Here is a 20589-nt window from a genome sequence, read left to right as displayed (position 1 = left end):
AAAAATAGCTTTAAAGAACTTAATTCATATTTTTTTTGAGGCTCTCTAGTTGTTTTTTTGCTTCAGAAGTAACAACCGCTCTAATGGTAATAGACCCATCATCATGCCCTTCTTGCACTATTTCCGCAGAGTTTTCATAAAACCAATCAATAAGCGACATTTCATGAGGTTGTAAAAGATATTCAATGCTTTGCACCTCTCCAAAAATTCGCTTTTCAATGGCTCTTAATAATTGATCGAGTCCATCCCCCTTAAGTGCTGATACCATGAGAGCAGGATTTAATCGCGTCTTTGCGCTTGTTTGTAAAACATTCAATGCTTGCTCATCTAACATATCAATCTTATTCCAAACTTCTATGATATGCTCCATATCATCAATATCGATATCAAGACTTGAAAGCACTTCTAAAACATCTTGGGCATGTGCTCGATGATCAAGATCTGACATATCTCTTATATGAAGAATGAGATCCGCTTCAACCACTTCTTCAAGGGTTGCTCTAAAAGCTGCAATCAAATTCGTTGGCAAGTTAGAAATAAACCCTACAGTATCAGACAAAAGAACAGTTTTTCCATGGGGAAGCACAACTTTGCGCAAAGTCGGGTCAAGCGTTGCAAATAACATATTCTTTGCTAAAACATCTGCACCGCTTAAACGGTTAAAGAGAGTTGACTTTCCTGTATTCGTATATCCTACCAGTGCCACAACAGGATAAGATGTTTTTTTCCTTTTTGCTCTATGAAGTGCACGTGTTTTAATAACCGTTTGCAATTCGCGGCGAATACGAATAATTTTTTCTTGTAAAAGACGCCTATCTGCTTCAATTTGCGTCTCACCAGGTCCACCTAGGAAGCCACGCCCCCCCCGTTGCCTTTCCAAGTGCGTCCAACTCCGCACAAGCCTCCCTTTTTGATAGGACAAGTGCGCTAACTCTACTTGCAAAACTCCTTCTTTTGTTCGTGCACGGTCCCCAAAAATTTCAAGAATCAAAGCCGTTCTATCGATAACTTTGCAATTCCACAATTTTTCTAAATTACGCTGCTGTACTGGCGTTAAAAAGTGATCTACAATCGCAAGCTCAATAGAATATTCATCTATATAACAGGTTAACGCATCTACTTTACCTTTTCCAAAGAGAGTCGCAGAGCGAGGCGTTGCAATATTAATCGTTTCATAATTAACAACTTCTAACCTTATAGCACGTGCTAACCCCAATGATTCTTTAACACGAGAAGATATAGAACACTCTCTCAAAGAGCTTTCACTTCTATTTTCTTGAAAAATCGGTATCAAAACAAGTGCGCGCACCTGTCCTGTATTCTGCGAAAATACCCCTCCTAATCTCTCATTTTCATTTATCATAGCAATCTAAGTACTTTTAAATGGGATAAGAGGTCTATCTTAAAATGATATGTTTACTCAGGACTTTCACCCTCAAACATCTGTACAGGCTGTCCAGGCATAATCGTAGAAATAGCATGCTTATAAACCAATTGCGCGTGTCCATCTCGGCGCAAAAGAACACAAAAATTATCAAATGAAGTTACAATACCCGTGAGTTTAACGCCATTGACAAGAAAAATTGTAAGGGAAATTTTTTGCTTACGCACCGTATTTAAAAACACATCTTGCAGGTGTTGTGATCGCTCTGCCATTATTCTTACACCTTTATCTAGATTGCATAAAATATTCGTGCATGCATATCGACTGAAAAATATCCAATTGTCAACGTAGAAGCTTAAAAATTCAGCAACAAACAACTGAAATTAGAGAAAAAACAGCTCTTTAAGACAATAATAAAGTACAACTTACGAAAAGCTATATTAAATTAAAAATTTTTCCACGTTTACTTTTTTATGAGCTTACAATTCAAAGGCATACTTTTATACATCCTAAGCTATTACAGACTATATGTGATGATAAATCTGCTTCGTTTAGAATCAATAAAAGTAAGCGGACAACAACATTTATTAACGATTGTCGATATTAAAGAGAGACATTCGCACCTTACTGTATATATAACCGCTATTAAATTGTCCTTATTTCAAAGACTGCCGGCTTATAAAGCTTTCTATAAACACAAGTTGTAAACAGTATTTTTGTTTTAGTTAGATTTAAATAATAAATTGTTTTTACTATATTTTATAACATTTTTAAACAGGGTACAAGAAACCGCGTTAACTTTATCTTGATAAGTTTTTAAAATTTTTCCCTAAGCATATTCCTTTCTAAATAATTAACAGCTAGTATGTAGAAATTATGTGGAAGAGAACGTATCCCTTTTCCGGCTGTAAGAGTACGAGGCGAGTATGGCACGCAGAACAAAATTGCAAACATTTGAAGTTGAAGTTGAAGAAGCCCTCACAAAAGCTATGAACTTTGATTTCGATGACACAGGATTTGAAACGATATCATCCAATAATTCTGAAAATGTTGTTAATGTCGATGATCTGATTCAAAAAATTGCAATGGCAGAAGAAGAATTTTTTGCTGAAAACGGTACGTCAACTTTTGTTTCTAATATTCATGATGAAGCTGTTGTTGATAAATCCGTTGTTGAACAGCTTTTTGCTCCAAAACCTTCACCTGATATTTCAGGTGGAACTGTTCATAATACATTATTGCCTACAAAACTTCTTCCTGCAAATGATGATATAACAACCCCTGTAAATTTTGGACCATTCAAGCAGCGTTCTTCCTCTCGAGTCTACTGGTATACAACAGCGCTTAGTGCTTTATGGGCAACGGGAGGAGCTTTTATTGCGCATAAACTCGCACCTACCGGACTCAGCTCCTTATCCAATATCAGCACTTTTGTTACATCCCCAACAGGACTTGCTGTAGCAGCCGGAACAGCAATTCCTATCCTTATATCTTGGGGCGTTGCTCAATTAACAAAACGTTCAAACGACTTGCATAATATTGCGCTTCTTATGACCAATGCTGCACAGCGCCTTAGTGAACCACAACATCTATCTGAAAAACAAGCTATTGCTATAGGGCAAACCATTCGTGAAGAAGTAGCGGCAATGAACGAAGGTATTGAACGTACCCTCGGACGTGCTGTTGAACTTGAAGCAATCATACAAGGTGAAGTTCACAATCTAGAACAAGCCTATGCTGAGAATGAATCACGCATTCACACATTAATCAAAGAATTGAGTAATGAACGCATAGCCATTTTGAATCACGCAGATCGCGTACAATCAACAATTAAAGGAACCCAAGAACAACTGAGTGATGAATTTGGTTTGGTTACCTCTAACATTGTGACCAATGTTGAAAAGCTTGCACAAACCCTTTCTCAAACTTTACAAAAACAAGGTGAAGACCTTGTTGAAAAACTTTCCTATGCCGGTGATGGCGTAACAAATCAACTTGTTGAAAAATTTAACAAAACAACAACACAAATTCAGCAGAAAAACACGGAATTTTTTCATGAATTAGGAAAAAACTTTGATGGTTTTGCAAAACGATTTGATTATAATGAAAAACAAATAGAAAAAACTTTTAATGAAACAGCTGAAAAAGCAGAAGTACATGTTGCTAAAATTGCAACACATATACAAGCAGTAACAGATCAAACTTTGCACGCTGTTGATGAAAAGTTTAAAGCCTTGGATAAAGCTCTTATTGATCGTAATAATCAATCTCTACAGAATTTTGATGAGAAGATCTTAAAGCTCGACGACCAAGCACATAAACTCTCTTCTAAATTTGATAACGTAACCTCGCAAGCAATTGGAGCCTTTGAACAACGTTTAGCAACTGTTGATCTTTCTCTTAAAGAACATAGTGATTCCATCATTGATTCCTTTATAGAACGCAGTCAGGCTTTAGAGGATAATGCTGAAAAACTTGGTAACTTCTTGGAAGCTCATGTCTTGAAAATAAATGAGAACCTCCAAGAAAAAACAGCAGACATTACCCATGCATTTACAAATGGACGTGAAGCTATTCTTTCTGCAATTGATAAAAGTAAGGAAAGTCTGAGAGAAGAAATTCAATATGTCGACAATGCCATTGTTGATATCATACAAGAACGTTCACAAGATTTTAAAGTACAACTTTCTGATCAACGAGCTCTTATGGCAGACATGCTCGATAACGAGAAAAATAAAATTGCGGATACATTAAGAAATCAAATTGATGTTTTGTCCCAAAATACTTCTCATATTGAAAAAGTTTTGGCTGATAATGTTCAAGTCGTTGATAAACAAGCTGAAAATCATATTACAAACATCATTCAATGCACTGAAAAGTTACAAGATGTCATTGTACAAAGTTGTAATACAACCCAAGATGCTTTAGAAGCACAAGCGAGAAATATTGATATCCGTGCCGATGCTCTGCGCGATTCTTTAGCGATTAATAGTTTTTCTCTCAATGAAGTTCTTGCCGATCAAGCACGCACACTTGAACAACGCATGGAAACAATCCATAATCTCATTGCAAAAAGTGATATACGTGTCGATGTTGCATTGAAACAACAAATAGATTTAGTTGAGAGTGCAATTGTCGCCAATAATAAAAACATTACTGAAACGGTTCAAGATCATATCAAAAACCTTGAAAGCCATGCCGAAATTTTAAAGAATACTCTCTCTCAATCGAGTGGTGTTTTCTTTGAAACCCTTGAAACACGTATGGAATCATTCGATACAGATCTAGAAGATCGTGCACACAAAATTTTTGAACGGACAACAACGCTAGAGGAAACATTATCTGAAAAATTTAGCCAAATCTGTGAAGCCATTGATATGCAAACATCTGTTATTGAGGAACGTTCTGACACATTAAAAACGTCTCTCATGATTAGTAATGAGCAAAGTCAGATAATTCAACAAGCGCTGGAAAGCAGTGTTGACAATATGCGTGTAACCTTAGAAGACTCTGTTAATACAGTGACAGATAACCTGCATAATAAGATTATAAAAGCTTCTGATATTCTTTCTTCTACGAGTGAACAAATTCTTTCATCTGTTACAAATGTTACTGCACAAGCAGAAAATATTCTCTCAGAATCAGGCAATCGCATTGTATCAAATGTCAAAAAAACTGTTTATGATACCAGTGAAAAAGTTCTGTCAGTTCTGTCTGAACAAACAGCGCATACTGTCGAAGCTTTCGCAACAGCCAGCCATAATGCACAAGCATTATTGAATGAAACTATTCACACATCAACAACAGCAATAGAACAAGTTCTTAATGAACGCTGTGATGTTCTTCATCACTCTATGCAAAATCTTAAAAATAATTTAGGATATCAGCTCTCTGATGTAACGAGCCGTCTGGAAGATGCTGGAAATCAAACAACAACACAAATTTCACAACATGTTGGAAAAATAACAGAGCTTACAAATCACTTAAATCAAGCAGCGCAAAATACGACAGAATCAATTGATTCTTTAACACAGCATATCGGTGAACAACTCTCTCTTTCCACACAAGATGCTGAACAAAGAATTTATGCACATAATGAATCTTTAGTGAATAGCTTAACCAAAGCTAACTCTGAAACACTTCAAACAATAACGATTATGAAGGAAGAGCTTGTTAATAATGTCTCATCCATCTTAACACAGTTGAATCAATCAATTTACAATTTTCACGAAAATAGTAATGTTTTATTATCGGCTGTTCAAAATATTGATGGGCAGTTTAATGAGAGTACGAATAATTTTTTCCGCAACACGGACCAAGTAGCAGAGCGTTTGTCAGCTTCAAATCAAGCGCTCAATACTAATGTTGAAATTCTGCAAGGACTTTCAAAGAGTACCTTTGAACAAATTAATCATATAACGAGCAGTTTTGGTGAACATGCAAAGACACTTTCCCAAACTATTCATGTTCTTGAACAGTCTGAAAATTCACTTAGTGCAACACTTGAAGAAAAACATAATACGCTTTCTGTATTAAGCGATGCTCTTGTTTCAAAGTCTCATGAAATTAATCAAATGATTGGGCATTATGAAAAAATCTTCAACTTAGCACTTGAACGCTCTGATAAGAATGCGCGTAACTCCACAAATTCATTCCAACAATCACTTAATAAGCTTGTTAGTGAAGCATCAACGCGTTTTTCAGAAGCAGCAGAAGATATACGTCGCTCCGCTGATGAAGTTCGTTTAGAGCTTTCAAAGATTAATAATGATATCAATGAAAATGTAAAAAAACTTCCAGAAAAAACAAAAGAAACAACGCAAACAATTCGCACAGCTTTGAATGAACAGATTACAGCGTTACAAGATTTAGTCAGTGTTATACAAAATGATCAAAAGAGCGCACAAAAACAGCTAATGTCAGCATTTCCTACATCATCAATGTTTAATCAAAAAAGTGACAGTTCCACTGAGTCTGTTAAAAAGATTGTGCCACCTAAGCCTATTTTGCAACAAGATCAAAGCAAAAAAAGACCAAATAAATGGGTATCAAATCTCTTAGAAAGAGCTTCACGTGAAGAAACATTTTATGATGCTCCCCCTAGTGATGATGTTTTAACATCAGTGCAAACAAAACCATCTCCTGCAAACTGCTCTCTTAATTCATTAGCTTCTGGTATAGTGCAAGCTATTAATCACAATGCCATTGTTGAGCTATGGGATCATTATCAACGTGGACAAAAAAACATCGTAACAGAACGCCTTTATACCTTAAATGGACAAAAAATATTTGAAATGATTAAGAAAAAATATATGAGCGATTTTGGGTTTAAACGTTCAGTGAATCAATATGTTACAGATTTCGAAAAGCTCTTACGTGATATATCGCGCAGTTCTGGCTCTTCCAACTCAGTTCGCAAGTACTTGATATCAGATACCGGAAAAGTTTATACTATGCTTGCTCATGCAAGTGGTCGAATCCAATAACAAATAAGAAAGTGGAAAAAGATATTTTTTCCACTTTCTCTCTCCAGTTGTTTTAATGGCTCATCATAGAATGCTTTTTTTTCAACTGTAGCTTTGTACTTCAAAGGTTGGGATAATTGGCATGCGGTTTTCTTTGATATCCTAAGCAATAACCCTAAAGAAGCGTAATGGCTTATCAAACAACGTATCATTCTAAGAATGATAAAGCATGTTTTCTATTTCCTTATCTTTTTCTTAACTCCTTTATTTTTCATAGTTTCATAAAGGTACAAAATCGGTAATAATTATTTTTATTAATTGTGAAAAAAATTCATGCTTTTGTATTAAAATAGCTCATAGAAACACTTCTATTTATTTTTTTTAATGTTTTTTATCCACATATTACTCTCGTTTGAATTATGTAAGTAAATATTTTTTATTATATTAGATGAGTTTGAGCTAAAAGAATCTTATTGTATTCAAATTTCTCATTCAACATACGAGATGATTCATTATAAATTATAAAGTTTGCATTATTAAGAGTTCAATTGAATAATAAACAAAACAACTCCCATTTTTAAAGTTCCAATTTCCTTTTAAATAGCTGCAAAAATAATTTATAAATTGCAAATTGTTATTTAAAATTTCTTCTACCTCCCTATAGAAATTTAAATAAAGAAGATGAAGTTAATAGAAAACACTCTTCTTTTCTTTCCTTAAGTTGTAAGCATTGCAAAAAAAATAATGGCTTGGTAATGTAATTATTAGTAATATTTTATTCGTTTGTAGACTAATCAATTTTTACGCGTTTTATTAAGGAAAGAAAAAACTAATCGTGCTTCTATCAATGAAATTATTCATGCACACAAACAAAAAGAATCATCAAACTGGTTTTACGATCCAGAAGAGTTTTCTCATACTCATGCATTTTGATATTCAGAGAAATGAGGATCTATTAGTGGACAAAACCTTATCGTAGATGGAACATCTCATATACACATACGCTAACTTGGATATCATAAAAATGTCTAGAGAACGAAATAGTGATTTCAGTTCACCAAAAGCTGAACTTGACAGTGCCGCACTTTTTTATCACCAGTACCCTAAACCTGGAAAATTGGAAATACAAGCAACAAAACCTCTTGATAACCAACGTGATTTAGCTCTTGCTTATTCTCCAGGTGTTGCTGCACCATGTCTTGCAATTCATGAAGATCCTAATCTTGCTGCTCAATATACCTCCCGTTCTAATTTAGTCGCTGTTATATCCAATGGAACTGCTGTTCTTGGTTTAGGAAATATTGGCCCTCTTGCTTCAAAGCCAGTTATGGAAGGTAAAGCCGTTTTATTCAAAAAATTTGCGAATATTGATGTCTTTGATATTGAAATTGATGCATCCGATATAGAACAAATGGTACAAACGGTATCGACTTTAGAACCTACATTTGGTGGCATTAATCTTGAAGACATTAAGGCTCCTGAATGTTTTGACATCGAAGAAAAGCTTCGTGCTAAAATGAAAATTCCAGTTTTTCATGATGACCAACATGGAACTGCCATTATTGTTTCTGCGGCTGTATTAAATGCCTTAAATCTTTCAGGAAAAAAAATTGAAAATGCAAAAATAGTTACCTCAGGTGCAGGTGCTGCTGCCCTCGCTTGCCTTAATCTTTTGGTTCGTCTTGGGGCAAAAGTTGAAAATATTTGGCTTAGTGACTTAGAGGGAGTTGTTTATGAAGGTCGCAAGACCCTTATGGATCGTTGGAAAATCAATTACGCACAAAAAACGGACGCACGAACTTTATCTGATATTATTGATGATGCGGATATTTTTCTAGGCCTATCTGCAGGTGGTGTTTTAAAGCCTGAATATCTTAAAAGAATGGCTCAAAATCCACTCATTTTAGCACTGGCTAATCCAGTACCAGAAATTATGCCTGAAGAAGCACGCTCTATACGACCAGATGCAATGATCTGCACAGGACGCTCTGATTATCCCAATCAAGTTAATAATGTCCTTTGTTTTCCCTATATCTTCCGTGGTGCATTAGACGTAGGTGCTAGTGCAATTAATGAAGAAATGAAAATGGCCGCTGTTCATGCGATTGCTGCCCTTGCACGTGAAGAAACTTCAGATGTTGTAGCACGTGCATACTCAAAAGAACCACCCAATTTTGGACCAGACTATCTAATCCCCTCTCCTTTTGATCCGCGTTTAATACTGCGTATTGCCCCCGCTGTTGCTAAAGCAGCAATGACAACTGGTGTTGCCATTCGTCCCATTGAAGATATGGAGGCCTACTATGATATCCTCAATCGATTTGTCTTTCTTTCTGGTTTAACAATGAAACCTGTTTTTGCTGCAGCAAAAACAGCAAAACGTAAACGCGTCATCTATGCCAATGGTGAAGATGAACGCGTCCTTCGTGCGGCACAAGTTGTCATTGAAGAACAAACAGCAACGCCCCTCCTTATCGGCCGTCCACATGTCGTAGAAGCAAGATTAAAACGCTTTGGTTTAAGAATTCGTCCCGGTATAGATTTTGAATTAACAAACCCTGAAGATGATCCACGTTTTCGTGATTATGTTAATTTATTTTTTCATTATACAGGAAGGCGTGGTGTTACGCCTGAAATGGCAAAAACAGTAGTGAGAACATCAACAACGGCTATTGCTGCCCTTGCCGTTATGCGTGAAGAAGCAGATGCAATGATTTGCGGCTTAGAAGGACGCTTTGAACGTCAACTTGAATTGATTGAACAAATTATCGGTCTTGATCCTCATGTTCACCGTTTTTCTGCTATGAGTTTGCTTATCTCTCAACAACGTACTCTTTTCCTTACAGATACTTACGTCAATGAAAATCCTTCTGCAGAAGAAATCGCTGAAATGACTGTGTTGGCAGCTCAAGAAGTTGAAGCATTTGGAATAACACCAAAAGCAGCCTTATTATCACACTCAAACTTTGGTTCTAAAAACACAGAAAGTGCGCGTAAAATGCGACGTGCAACAGAAATTCTTGCCAAATTACACCCTGATTTAGAAGCAGATGGTGAAATGCATGCTGATGCTGCCCTTTCCAAAGTTTTTCGTGATCGTGTTTTTCCTAATTCTCGTCTTAAAAGTGAAGCTAATTTGCTTGTCTTTCCAACACTTGATTCAGCCAATATCACGCTCAACACTGTTAAAAGCCTCACAAATGCACTCCATGTTGGTCCTATTCTAATCGGGGCAGCACGTCCCGCCCATATCTTAACACCTTCAGTAACTTCCCGGGGAGTTGTTAATATAACAGCCCTTGCTGTCCTTGCTGCCAATAGAAAAAATAGTCTCGTAAAATAAATGCGTAATAAAATTTCAAAGTTTTTTAAATATTGAGATATAGTATTTCATGTACTGTAAACCTCTTTTCTCTATAGATAAAGACAGCTATATTCTGGATTAAGTCTTTTTTTTAAAGAGAAAAAAGGCTAGAAGAACAATATTAAATGTATTTTGAATTTACTAACTCTATAATAAGGAATCCGTACATTGCCTTCCACGTTTGATAAAGTTGCTGATATCATTGCAGAAATCAGTGAAATTGATCGCAATACAATTACACCTGAGAGTCATACAATTGACGATTTAGGAATCGACAGTCTTGATTTTCTTGATATTGTTTTCGCTATTGATAAAGCTTTTGGAATAAAAGTCCCTCTAGAACAATGGACACAAGAAGTCAACGAAGGTACCGTTGCAACAGAAGAATACTTTGTTCTTAAAAACCTTTGTGCAAAAATTGATGATCTCGTTGCCTTAAAACAGGCGGAGTAGTTTTTTCGCCATGCATGATCAATCTGTATTCATCACTGGTATAGGTCTCATAAGCTCTCTGGGGGAAGGAACTGATCAACATTGGAATCTCTTAAATGATCCAATCCGTACACCAAACCTAGATTATACAACTTTTTCACCTTACACGGTTCATAAATTGCCCGAAATTGATTGGAGTTTACAAATTCCTAAAAAAAGTGATCAACGGCAAATGGGAACATGGCAGCGTCTTGGTACCTATGCGGCTGGTCTTGCTCTTGATGATGCTGGCATGAAAAATAATGAACAACTCACTTCAACAATGGATATGATCGTAGCGGCAAGTGGGGGAGAACGTGATATTACTGTTGATACACAGATTCTTTCTAAAGCGCGCGCAGTTGCCGATCATGCTTCTATGTTAAATGTTGCTCTTTCAACTGAACTTCGTCCAACATTATTTTTGGCACAACTTTCAAACCTTTTGGCAGGAAACATTTCAATTGTTCATAAAGTCACTGGATCATCTCGTACATTTATGGGAGAAGAAGGCAGTGGTCTTTCTGCACTTCAAATTGCTGTAGCTCGTATTAAATCAGGTCAAAGTACCCATGCTCTTGTAGGAAGTTCCTATAATGCACAAAGTTATGATATGTTGTTGGCGCATGAGCTTGGTGGTCTTTTAACCCATAATGGATGGAGCCCAGTGTGGGATCGTGGAATCTATCCAGGCGGCGGTGTCATAGCAGGTTCTGGTGGGATCTTCCTAGTTATTGAAAGTGGAGAACATGCCAAAAAACGCAACGCACGTGCTTATGCTGAAATTAGCCAAATTATTACAGACCAAACAGATAGAACCAAAATTCCACTTAGAGATTCAATTGCAACAATGTTAAAAACTGCGGGCGCTAAATCTGCCTTAGCCATTTCAGCAGCCTCAGGAGCTCACGAAGCAACAAAAGCAGAACAAAATGCTCTTGATAATGCTGATCTATTTTACCGTGGCATTACAACATTATTTGGTTATATGCGGGAAGCACAATTTCCTCTAGCTCTAGCTCTTGCAGCACTTTCAATTGAAAAAAAACGCGGTTTTCCAGTGTTAAGTCCTCATGAAAAACCTTTTTCTAAAGAAGTACGTGAAATATTTGTTACAACGATTGGTATAAAAAGAGCTGAAGGTATTGTGCGTCTTACTGCTGTTTGAAGGGGAATTTCTATAGTGAAATATCATGATCATTTTGGGCGTCCACTTGTAGCAATAACTGGTGCAGGCATTGTCACATCACTGGGACAAGGGAAACATGAAAATTGGCAAAAATTAACTAGCGGTGTAAGTGGTATCCACAAAATAACACGTTTTCCCGTTGAGGGATTAAATACATATATTGCTGGAACAATTGATTTTCTTAAAGAAAGTACACTTGGTGCTTCAGCTCTCTCTGAGAAGCTTGCACATCTTTCTGCTGAAGAAGCTTTAGAACAAGCTACTATTGATAAAAAAAAATTTAATGGACCACTCTTTCTAGCTGCTCCTCCTGTTGAACTTGAATGGAAAGCACGTTTTAGTCTTGATCAAGAGGAAGAATTCAATAATGAGCCTTCTTATGCACATCTTCTTAAAGTCTGTAAGGATAAACTCCATGAGACGCTTTTTGAATCCACACAATTTGGTGCAATTGCAGAAAAACTTCAAAAAACATTTGGCACAAAAGGACTTCCTGTTACACTTTCCACTGCCTGTGCATCTGGTGCAACAGCAATTCAATTAGGTGTTGAGTCTATTAGACGGAGAGAGACAAATAGAGCTCTCATAATTGCGACAGATGGATCAGTTTCAGCAGAATCTCTTATTCGTTTTTCGCTACTATCTGCTCTTTCAACTCAGAATGAGCCTCCAGAAAAAGCAGCAAAACCCTTTAGCCGTGATCGAGATGGTTTTGTTATGGCAGAAGGCTCAGGCGCTCTTGTTCTTGAATCTCTTCAAAGCGCATTAAACCGTAATGCTACAGTTTTAGGAATTTTAGCTGGCTGTGGAGAAACCGCCGATGACTTTCACCGTACACGTTCAAAACCCGATGCATCACCAGCAATTGAATCCGTTCGCAAAGCTTTAGACGATGCAAAAATAACCATCAATGAAATTGACTATATTAATGCCCACGGAACTTCAACACCTGAAAATGAGAAAATGGAATATCTTGCATTATCAACAGTATTCGGTGATCTTTTAGAGCATATTCCTGTCTCTTCTAATAAATCAATGATTGGGCATACATTAACTGCTGCTGGTGCAATAGAAGCGGTTTTTTCGCTTTTAACCATTCAATCGGGAATACTTCCACCGACAATAAATTATGATAATCCTGACCCTACTATCCCTTTAGATGTTGTTCCTCATCATAGCCGTAAGTCCTGTGTCAATGCGGTTTTGTCAAACTCATTTGGATTTGGTGGTCAAAATATGAGTCTTGTTATCACTGCATATAAAGGATAATCCTTTAATAATAAAATTTTATAACGCTAACCAATAATATATTTAAGGGGGATGATAATGCGTGCACTGAAACTCTTCGATGATCGTCGGCTTGAAATCACCAATATTTCCCCGCCATCTTCACCTAGTATAGGTGAAGTAACTGTGCGGATAAAAGCCGTTGCTCTTAATCATATTGATGTATGGGGATGGCGTGGCATGGCTTTTGCGAAAAGAAAAATGCCACTCATCATTGGTGCAGAAGCCTCTGGTGAGGTTATACAAATAGGAGATGGCGTTGAACATCTCCAACTTGGACAGATTGTCTCAATTTATGGTGCACAAACCTGCGGAGTATGCCAAGCTTGTCATGAAGGACGGGATAATCTTTGCAGTAATGTAAAGGGAGTCTATGGTTTTCACCTTGATGGATTTGCGTGTGAGCTTGTCAATTTGCCAGCACGTTTATTAGTTCCATCACCTCCCCAATGTGATGAATTGCAAGCAGCAGTTGCTCCAATTACTTTTGGTACCGTAGAACATATGCTTTTCGATAACGCAAAACTACAAGCAGGAGAAACAATCCTGGTACAGGCTGGTGGCTCAGGTATTGGTTCTGCAGCCATTCAACTTGCAAAACACATGGGCTGTACAGTTATCACAACTGTAGGTTCAGATGAAAAAATTGCAAAAGCGCACTCTCTTGGGGCAGATCATGTGATTAATTATCGTAAAGATCGTTTTGAAGGTGTAGTGCGTAAATTAACCCAAAAAAAAGGTGTTGATGTTGTTTTTGAGCATGTTGGTGTCGATACATGGAACGGTTCTCTGTTATGTATGAAAAAAGGAGCACGCTTAGTGACTTGCGGTTCTACCTCTGGTGTTTCAGCACCAATAAATCTCATGCAATTATTCCAGCAACAGCTCAAGATATTCGGTTCATTTGGCTGCCGTATGGAAAATATGAAAAATGCCATGCAAAAAATGGCACAAAAAGCCGTACACCCTGTCATTGATACAATTGTTGGGCTGGATGAAATTGATACAGCTTTAAAACGAATGGAGAGTCGTGATGTTTTTGGTAAAATTATCCTTAAAATCGATTAAATCATGATGAAGCTTTCTCTTAAAAATCTCATATATCGTATTAAAATTATAGCTAAAAAAATATCCTACTTGTTATGGGCATATCTACTCTTTGGTTCTTTATTTATTCTAAAATGTTTTCCAGCCAAAATGGGAATTTCTTTTTTTGCTTGGTTAGCAAAAAAAATTGGTCCCCTTGTACATCGTCATCAAATCACACTTGCAAACCTTAGGAGTGCATATCCAGAAAAAACAGAGCAAGAACTCCGTGCGATTGCAATAGAAATGTGGGAAAATATAGGACGTTTCCTAGCTGAATATATTTTTCTTGATAAAATTTTTGATTTTGATCCTCATGCAGACGAGCCAGGTTTCATTGAGGTTAAAGGCATTGAAATATTTGAGCGATTAAAAAATGAAAAAAAACCACATATTTTTTTCACCGCACATACTGGCAATTTTGAACTTCTGCCTATTTGTGCACAAAGTTTTAATCTTAATGTTACGGTATTATTTAGACCACCCAATAATCCCTATGTTGCCAAACGAATCCTTAAAGCACGACTAACTTCTATGGGACACCTTGTTCCCTCCAAGGCCGGAGCAGCATGGGCATTAGCAGCCAAATTAGAAGAAGGTGAAAATGTTGGTATGCTCGTTGATCAAAAATTTCGCCGCGGTATCATGGGAACATTTTTTAACAGACCTCTTAAAACAAACCCCTTAATTATAAAACTTGCTCGACAATATGACTGTGATATTTATCCAGCACGTTGTATTCGTTTGCCTAGTGGACGTCATCGTTTAGAGTTATATGAACATGTAGAACTTCCACGTGATGAAAAAAATGATATCGATATAGCTGCTTCTACGCAAAAATTAAATGATATTGTTGAATCTTGGGTCCGTGAATATCCTGGACAATGGATGTGGTTACATAGACGTTGGGACATCTAACATAAGCTCTATTGCTTACAAAGGAAGTGCAAAATGTTAGCCTCAAAAGATATCAAAGATCTCACTGCAATTATCACTGCATTACGAAACTCTGATAATGGTTGTATCTGGCATAAAAAACAAACTTTTGAATCCCTCATACCCTATATGCTCGAAGAAGTTTACGAAGTCATCGATGCCATTGAACGAAAGAATCGAAAGGATCTCTGTGAAGAACTTGGGGATCTTCTTTTACAAGTTGTCTATCATGCTACCATAGCACAAGAAGAAGGCAGCTTTACTTTTGAAGATGTTGTTTATGCAATCACGGAAAAAATGATTCGACGCCATCCTCATGTTTTTGGAAATGCCGAGCAAAAAAAACGAGGATTTATAAAAGAGGAGTGGGAATATATAAAAAAAAGAGAACAGGTTGAACAAAAAAGAATGTGCGAAGAAAAAAACAACAATTCCTCCATAAGCATACTCGCAACAGTAAAACAAATCCAGCCAGCAAACCAAGAGGCACTTGCTTTACAAGAAACAGCAGCTAAAGTAGGTTTTGATTGGCAAAAAAGTGATAAAGTTTTTGAAAAAATAGAAGAAGAACTGGAAGAGCTCAAAGAAGCCATCAAAAATAAACAAAACTCAGAGATAGAAGCAGAGTTTGGAGATCTCTACTTTATACTTCTTAATCTCGCGCGCCACTTAGCGATTGATTCACAAAAAGCATTAAAAAAAACGAATATAAAATTTCGAAATCGTTTCGCCTATATTGAAGAAAAGCTATCCACTCAATCTAAAACACTCACTGACGCATCCTTGAATGAAATGGAAGCACTTTGGAAGCAAGCTAAAAATGAACGATAAAAAATAGTAGATTTCTTCTACCTAAAAGAACAAGCCCCTCTAAAATTACTAAATTATAATTTAGCTCAGCTCAATTTGTTTTATATTGATCCTGCGTAGCAGGACGAAGTTCCACCGATTCGCCACACCCGCATGCTGAAACTTGATTAGGGTTTTTAAAGACAAAACCAGACTGAAGCGTTGTCACTTCATAATCCATCTGCGTCCCTAATAAAAATAATACCGCATCATGTGCTACAAAAACACGGGCACCATTCACTTCAACAACATCCGCATCTATCCCCTTTTCTTTGACAAGAGTAATTGTATACTCCATCCCTGCACAACCACCTTTTTTGATACCAACAAGAATACCCTGTGCATCTTTTGCATCCATAATCGCTTTAACACGATCCACTGCTGCTTGCGTCAAGTTTATTACCGAAAAACGGCTCATCCTTTACTCTTTTCTTAGTTCAATAGACACTTTGAAAGTTTTTCCTCTATAATATTTTATCTGATATTTTAGAAAAAAAACAACAAAACATAAATTAAAGCATTCTGATCTTGTTTATTTGGATAAAAATACATACCCGTAAAATGAGATTTGTGATTATACAATCCAGAACTTACAATTTTTTATCCATATAAAATGAAAATACCTCGTCTATAAAACTCTAAAAAACGAAAACTTTTCAAAACCATACATTCACTCCTCTTCTTTTGAAAATCTTTATCTTTTTAGAAAAGTAACGATTAGGTAAGAAAAAAATATACCTTCAGCACTCATTTGCTCCAATTCATACCTCTACACCAATCTTACCCCCTCCTCACAATCTCAAAAGTAATTAAATGCATACATCTATTAACTATAGAGCTAAAAATTTAATGATCACAAAGAATTTTACAAATTCGTTATTTATCTTGAATTAACAACAAAATATTGATGTCCAAAATTTTTACTTTCAAAAGCTCTAAGTGCAAGAGCATTTTAGATTTTATTCTGTTTATTTTTTCTCTTGCCTTTAAAGAAACAGTCATTTAATCGTTTTACACGAACTCGGAGCGTAGCGCAGCTTGGTAGCGCACTTGACTGGGGGTCAAGGGGTCGTGGGTTCAAATCCCGCCGCTCCGACCATTTTTAAAATGCTATAAATAAGCTTACTTAAAAAGTGAATCATTATGCATTTCAATTGCACACACATGAACTTTTTCTTCAACGTAGAATAATGTGCAATGATATTTTATCATAAATTCGAGATAAGCTTTTTTATTAAAATGCGCTTCGTTCTTAGGAAAACACATACGAAACGCGAGACCTTTTGCCTCGCGTTTTTTATTTTTCAGAAAAATTTATAATTATCCGATCTCATATTTTCTAAATTTTCTTTACACGATAACGTCGCTGTTATCATTTTTTGTAATGGATGGTGACATCTGTACGGTTATCTTTTTGGGTTTTAATTCAGCTGGCATTTCCCTTTTAAGCTGAATATGAAGAAGCCCATCTCCAAGTTCTGCCCCAATAACCTTAACATGATCAGCCAAATGAAAACGCCGTTCAAAAGCACGCGAAGCAATGCCTCGATAAAGGAATTCTCGCTCTTCATCATCATTTTTAGACTTTCTGTCTCCCTTAACGATCAGCTGGTTACAATGCGTTTCAATATCAATTTCATCTTGAGAAAAACCAGCAACCGCCATAGAAATTCTATAAGAATCTTCAGTTAAACGCTCGATATTATAAGGGGGATAAGAAGAAACTTCGTCTGGTTGTGTTCTAGAATCAAACCAGTTAAAAAGATGATCAAAACCTACTGTGGAACGATAAAATGGTGAAAAATCTACTTGACGCATAATATTGCCCTCCTCTAGAGCGACTATAATTTATAATTAATTCACAAAGTTCCCATATGGCAAACTTACTTGTGAACCTGCGGCCCCATCATGGCAACCGCATTATATTATCTAGTAATCGTTTTTCTTTATTTCAACTCTTTGGGACCTAAATTGATAAAAACTATCTAAAAAGCAATATACCCCTTTTTTAATCCTCTTTCTTCATTACATAAATGTCAAAGCACTAAGCGGCAAATACACTGTAAAGGATTTCAATTGGAAACACCTCTTTATCCCATAGACTGGGGTTCCACTTTTCTTAATATCCATCATGATACTCTTAAAATAGCAATAGATCACGAAATTCGTTTTGCTATAACATATCCTGAGGTGGAAAAATCTAAGGGAACAATTGTTATTCTCAAAAGCTACGCAAATACTTTAGAAAAATATTTTTTATTAATAAATGAAATTTCTAAACGCGGTTTTCATACAGCAATATTTGACTGCTTTGATCAAGAAAAAACATCCTTCAAGATAAGAAAACAAAGCCGACATCATTGTTTTGATATAAATAATGATATTAATGACTTATATAAATTTCTTAAAAGTATTGTTTATCCTAATTGTCCGCCGCCTTATTCTATGCTCGCCTATGGCATAGGTGGATTGATAGCACTTAGCGGATTAGATCTCATTAATCATCAGTTTAATAGATTGCTCTGTGTTTCTCCCCTTTTTGCTCCATTCGGCAATAAAACGAATAGTTTTCAACATAAATTAACACAATTTCTTTCTGATATAGGTCTTGGCTTTATACCAGTGAAAGATGGGAAAAAATTAAACAAGACAAAACAAAAAAATATACAATTGGGATACATAGATAAAGTGCCGCTCCCTTCCATTAAGCCCCCAACATCCCAATGGATGGCTTCAGTATTTAATGCGATTGATTCTATGAAGAGAAATGTACTTCATGGAGATTTACGAATCCCAACACTCTTTATTCTTGCCAATCAAAACAATATTGCAAACAACATTGAAGTGCGGCAATTATGCCAACACACACGTCTAACAGAAAGTATTACTATTACAGGCGCTAAACTGGATACAATTATGGTTAACGAAGATTATAAAAAGCAATTTTGGGCTGCATTCGATGCATTTATTCCCGATAATGTATCTGTAAAATAGCACTAAACCTTAATTTCCGCTCCGCCCCATCAAAAAAGAATTTTTCTACGAGCATTGGATCTACAAAAACTTTTAAATATAATAGATTTTTCTTTCCAACCACTCATATGATTCGTTTTCTAGCCTCTACAGACAAGCCATGACCTAAATATTCACCATGCATTCTAATAAAAAAACTAATATACAAAGTATATCATTACATTAAACAATATTATTTTACATCATAAAAAATAACTTAATAAAAAACTATTTATATAAATAAAAATAATAAATCTATCTTAATATAACATGATACATATTTATAAATAAAGCATCAAAATACTATTTTTGATCTGTTATTAAGTGATAATTTAATATTATATCTAGGAAAACAATATTTTTCATCTATTTAAGGAAAAAAACTGGAAATAAAGCGCATTTATAATATTTATTACAAATCTCTATAAAAACAAATAACTATAAAATTTCTATTTCTTAGGAGAACTTTTTAAAAACAATAAATTAACATAATATTCTTTTAATTTCTCGATATAGGAAGTCCCTACAATAATGGTTTTCATAAGTTTTTTAATGGAATTCTGATAATAATCAGCAAATTTAAAAGAAAAGATAGCAATGAATCATCTTAGAAGTTTTAGAGCCCCCCTTCTTTTTTCAAAATCACATATATTTCGAATTTAACCAACTCACAACGAATATGCTGTATTCTGAATAAGAATGTAAGAATTAACCATTTTGCCATTCATTTCAATTATGAGCATTTTACCATCTTTTTTCTAAATACTCTATATTGTATAATTGATGCGGCAAAACTCTGACAAATGGAGCCATTGGAACATAATCATGAAACGAATCCTGCTCGCAGAAGATGATAACGATATGCGTCGCTTTCTCGTAAAAGCCCTAGAACGTGCAGGCTACGAAGTCGCCGATTTCGATAATGGTATTAGCGCATATGAACGTTTACAAGAAGAGCCATTTTCCCTTCTCCTGACTGATATTGTGATGCCAGAGATGGACGGAATCGAACTCGCACGACGTGCTACTGAGATTGACCCTGATTTACGAGTAATGTTCATTACGGGTTTTGCAGCAGTAGCACTCAATTCAAATAGTGATACCCCTCCTGATGCAAAGGTTCTCTCTAAGCCATTTCACTTACGTGAACTCGTCAATGAGGTTGAAAAAATCCTTATTGCTGCTTAAAAAGTATTTTTTAAAGTTATTTGCATCTGTTGAAAGAGAAAATGAAATTAGGCATTGACGTTTGGCATTCTATATGGTGTATGCAACATCAATGAATGGGCGTGTAGCTCAGCGGGAGAGCACTACGTTGACATCGTAGGGGTCACAGGTTCAATCCCTGTCACGCCCACCATTCAACTTTATAGTATAAATAAATTATCGAATTATCGTATTCTTCCAAGGTACGGGATGCGTAAATAAAGATTCGGAAATAAGATTTTGCAATATGCCTCTACAAAGGGCATACTTTACGGAGTGTTTCTAATATTTTTTACGTTCTGATAGCGCCTCTTAGGGGAAGCCATCTAAAAGTATCACA

14 protein-coding genes and 2 tRNA genes are annotated in these 20589 nt (G+C 36.0%); 12 read left to right on the top strand and 4 right to left on the bottom strand.

What is annotated here, in order from left to right; genetic code table 11:
- Positions 1-19: 19 nt before the first annotated feature.
- On the bottom strand, positions 20-1363 hold the full coding sequence (gene hflX / locus ACFIMK_RS00710) for a GTPase HflX (RefSeq protein ID WP_375629395.1): 1344 nt from the start codon (positions 1361-1363) through the stop codon (positions 20-22).
- A gap of 53 nt (positions 1364-1416) precedes the next feature.
- The gene (gene hfq, locus ACFIMK_RS00705) at positions 1417-1656 is read right to left on the bottom strand and encodes an RNA chaperone Hfq (protein ID WP_005773461.1); all 240 of its coding nucleotides are present in this window, start codon (positions 1654-1656) and stop codon (positions 1417-1419) included.
- A 654-nt stretch (positions 1657-2310) separates the two neighbouring features.
- Between hfq and ACFIMK_RS00700 the strand changes: the two genes are divergently transcribed.
- From ACFIMK_RS00700 to mazG, 8 genes are all read left to right on the top strand, one after another.
- A complete protein-coding gene (locus ACFIMK_RS00700; RefSeq protein WP_375629398.1) occupies positions 2311-6870 on the top strand; it encodes a hypothetical protein in 4560 nt (1519 codons plus the stop codon).
- A 1003-nt stretch (positions 6871-7873) separates the two neighbouring features.
- On the top strand, positions 7874-10192 hold the full coding sequence (locus tag ACFIMK_RS00695) for an NADP-dependent malic enzyme (protein ID WP_375611563.1): 2319 nt from the start codon (positions 7874-7876) through the stop codon (positions 10190-10192).
- A gap of 189 nt (positions 10193-10381) precedes the next feature.
- Complete coding sequence (locus ACFIMK_RS00690) at positions 10382-10666, top strand: acyl carrier protein (protein WP_005773457.1); 285 nt, start codon at positions 10382-10384, stop codon at positions 10664-10666.
- Positions 10667-10676: 10 nt separating this feature from the next.
- Complete coding sequence (locus ACFIMK_RS00685; protein ID WP_375674473.1) at positions 10677-11852, top strand: beta-ketoacyl-ACP synthase; 1176 nt, start codon at positions 10677-10679, stop codon at positions 11850-11852.
- Between the two features lie 15 nt (positions 11853-11867).
- Positions 11868-13142 (top strand): beta-ketoacyl-ACP synthase, encoded by a 1275-nt coding sequence (locus tag ACFIMK_RS00680; RefSeq protein WP_375674471.1) that lies wholly within the window; start codon positions 11868-11870, stop codon positions 13140-13142.
- Positions 13143-13199: 57 nt separating this feature from the next.
- Positions 13200-14228 carry a zinc-binding dehydrogenase gene (locus tag ACFIMK_RS00675; RefSeq protein WP_375633158.1) on the top strand — a complete coding sequence of 343 codons (1029 nt, stop codon included), beginning with the start codon at positions 13200-13202 and terminating at the stop codon, positions 14226-14228.
- Between the two features lie 6 nt (positions 14229-14234).
- On the top strand, positions 14235-15164 hold the full coding sequence (locus tag ACFIMK_RS00670) for a lipid A biosynthesis lauroyl acyltransferase (protein WP_375683062.1): 930 nt from the start codon (positions 14235-14237) through the stop codon (positions 15162-15164).
- A 33-nt stretch (positions 15165-15197) separates the two neighbouring features.
- A complete protein-coding gene (gene mazG, locus ACFIMK_RS00665; RefSeq protein WP_375613073.1) occupies positions 15198-16013 on the top strand; it encodes a nucleoside triphosphate pyrophosphohydrolase in 816 nt (271 codons plus the stop codon).
- Between the two features lie 70 nt (positions 16014-16083).
- On the opposite strand, the gene ACFIMK_RS00660 is transcribed toward mazG, so the two are convergent.
- Positions 16084-16449 carry an iron-sulfur cluster assembly accessory protein gene (locus tag ACFIMK_RS00660; protein WP_375613074.1) on the bottom strand — a complete coding sequence of 122 codons (366 nt, stop codon included), beginning with the start codon at positions 16447-16449 and terminating at the stop codon, positions 16084-16086.
- Positions 16450-17053: 604 nt separating this feature from the next.
- On the opposite strand from ACFIMK_RS00660, the gene ACFIMK_RS00655 reads away from it, so the two are divergent.
- A tRNA-Pro gene (locus ACFIMK_RS00655) sits at positions 17054-17130 on the top strand.
- Between the two features lie 251 nt (positions 17131-17381).
- Here ACFIMK_RS00655 and ACFIMK_RS00650 read toward each other — a convergent pair.
- Complete coding sequence (locus tag ACFIMK_RS00650; protein WP_375613075.1) at positions 17382-17849, bottom strand: Hsp20 family protein; 468 nt, start codon at positions 17847-17849, stop codon at positions 17382-17384.
- Between the two features lie 258 nt (positions 17850-18107).
- On the opposite strand from ACFIMK_RS00650, the gene ACFIMK_RS00645 reads away from it, so the two are divergent.
- The 3 genes from ACFIMK_RS00645 to ACFIMK_RS00635 all read left to right on the top strand — a co-directional run bounded on the left by ACFIMK_RS00645 (position 18108) and on the right by ACFIMK_RS00635 (position 20403).
- Positions 18108-19025, top strand: a complete 918-nt coding sequence (locus ACFIMK_RS00645) for a serine aminopeptidase domain-containing protein (RefSeq protein WP_375613076.1) — start codon at positions 18108-18110, stop codon at positions 19023-19025.
- 843 nt (positions 19026-19868) lie between these two features.
- Positions 19869-20231, top strand: coding sequence for a cell cycle two-component system response regulator CpdR (gene cpdR / locus ACFIMK_RS00640; RefSeq protein ID WP_375613077.1), 363 nt, complete (start codon positions 19869-19871; stop codon positions 20229-20231).
- Positions 20232-20328: 97 nt separating this feature from the next.
- A tRNA-Val gene (locus ACFIMK_RS00635) sits at positions 20329-20403 on the top strand.
- Positions 20404-20589 lie beyond the last annotated feature (186 nt).

Origin of the sequence: Bartonella sp. AP280QHHD, from assembly GCF_042196125.1 — a bacterium.
GTDB lineage: Bacteria > Pseudomonadota > Alphaproteobacteria > Rhizobiales > Rhizobiaceae > Bartonella.
Note: the sequence above shows the minus strand (reverse complement) of the source record. Positions and strands in the feature narration are given on the sequence as shown.